2 protein-coding genes are annotated in these 1,067 nt (G+C 61.4%); both read left to right on the forward strand.

Annotation, left to right across the window (positions count from 1 at the left end; genetic code table 11):
- Positions 1-237, forward strand: a 237-nt coding sequence (locus ABAC460_RS47885) for a GPW/gp25 family protein (RefSeq protein WP_023456039.1), incomplete at its 5' end; no start/stop codon positions are given.
- Between the two features lie 4 nt (positions 238-241).
- On the forward strand, positions 242-1,067 hold an 826-nt coding region (locus ABAC460_RS47890; protein WP_023456040.1), incomplete at its 3' end, for a baseplate J/gp47 family protein.

The following is a 1,067-nucleotide window of genomic DNA, read 5'->3' on the forward strand; positions in this document are numbered from 1 at the left end:
CCGATGCGCCGGGCTTATGGCTCGTTGCTCTCTGAGCTGCTCGACCAGCCGCAGAACGACGCGCTGCGCCTGCAGATTATGGCCGCCTGCTACAGCGCGATTTTGGCGTGGGAGCCGCGCGTTAAGCTGACCGGCATCGCTTTTAATACCACCTATGACGGCAAGATGGTGATCGACATCACCGGCACCCGCACCGATGCCCCCGGCGCGCTGTCGCTGTCTGTTCCTGTGAGCTGAAACCATGGCAACGATTGACCTTTCACAGCTGCCCGCGCCGATTGTCGTTGAGGTGCTGGATTATGAAGACATTTTGGCAGAGCGAAAGGCGACGCTGATTTCGCTTTACCCGGAGGAACAGCGTGAGGCCGTCGCGCGCACGCTGGCGCTGGAGTCGGAGCCGATCGTTAAGCTGCTGCAGGAGAATGCCTACCGCGAGGTGATTTTACGCCAGCGCGTCAATGATGCCGCGAAAGCAGTGATGCTGGCGCACGCCACCGGCGAAGATCTCGACCAGCTCGGCGCCAACTTCAACACGCCGCGACTGGTGATCGCCCCGGCGGATGAAAGCACTATCCCGCCGACACCGGCAGTTATGGAAGCGGATGAAGACTACCGCCTGCGCCTGCAGGATGCTTTCGAAGGGATGAGCACAGCGGGATCGGCCGGTTCCTACCGTTTTCACGCCCGCTCGGCCGACGGCCGGGTGGCTGATGTGACGGCAATCAGCCCATCACCGGCTAACGTGACCGTCACCGTGTTGTCGCGGGACGGCGACGGCACCGCCAGCCCCGAATTGTTGCAGGTTGTCCGCGATGCGCTGAATGATGAGGACGTGCGCCCGGTTGCCGATCGCGTCCTCGTGCAAGCGGCCAAAATAACCCGCTATGGCATTGTTGCCACGCTGTTTCTCTATCCCGGCCCGGAGGTTGCGCCGATCCTCACGGAGGCGAAACAACGTTTGCAAAATTATGTACTGACCATGCGCCGCTTAGGCCGCAGTATCCGGCGTTCCGGCATCATCGCCGCGCTGACCGTAGAAGGTGTTGAACGTGTCGAAGTTGCTCAAC

The sequence above is a fragment of the Asticcacaulis sp. AC460 genome (genome assembly GCF_000495795.1).
GTDB lineage: Bacteria > Pseudomonadota > Alphaproteobacteria > Caulobacterales > Caulobacteraceae > Asticcacaulis.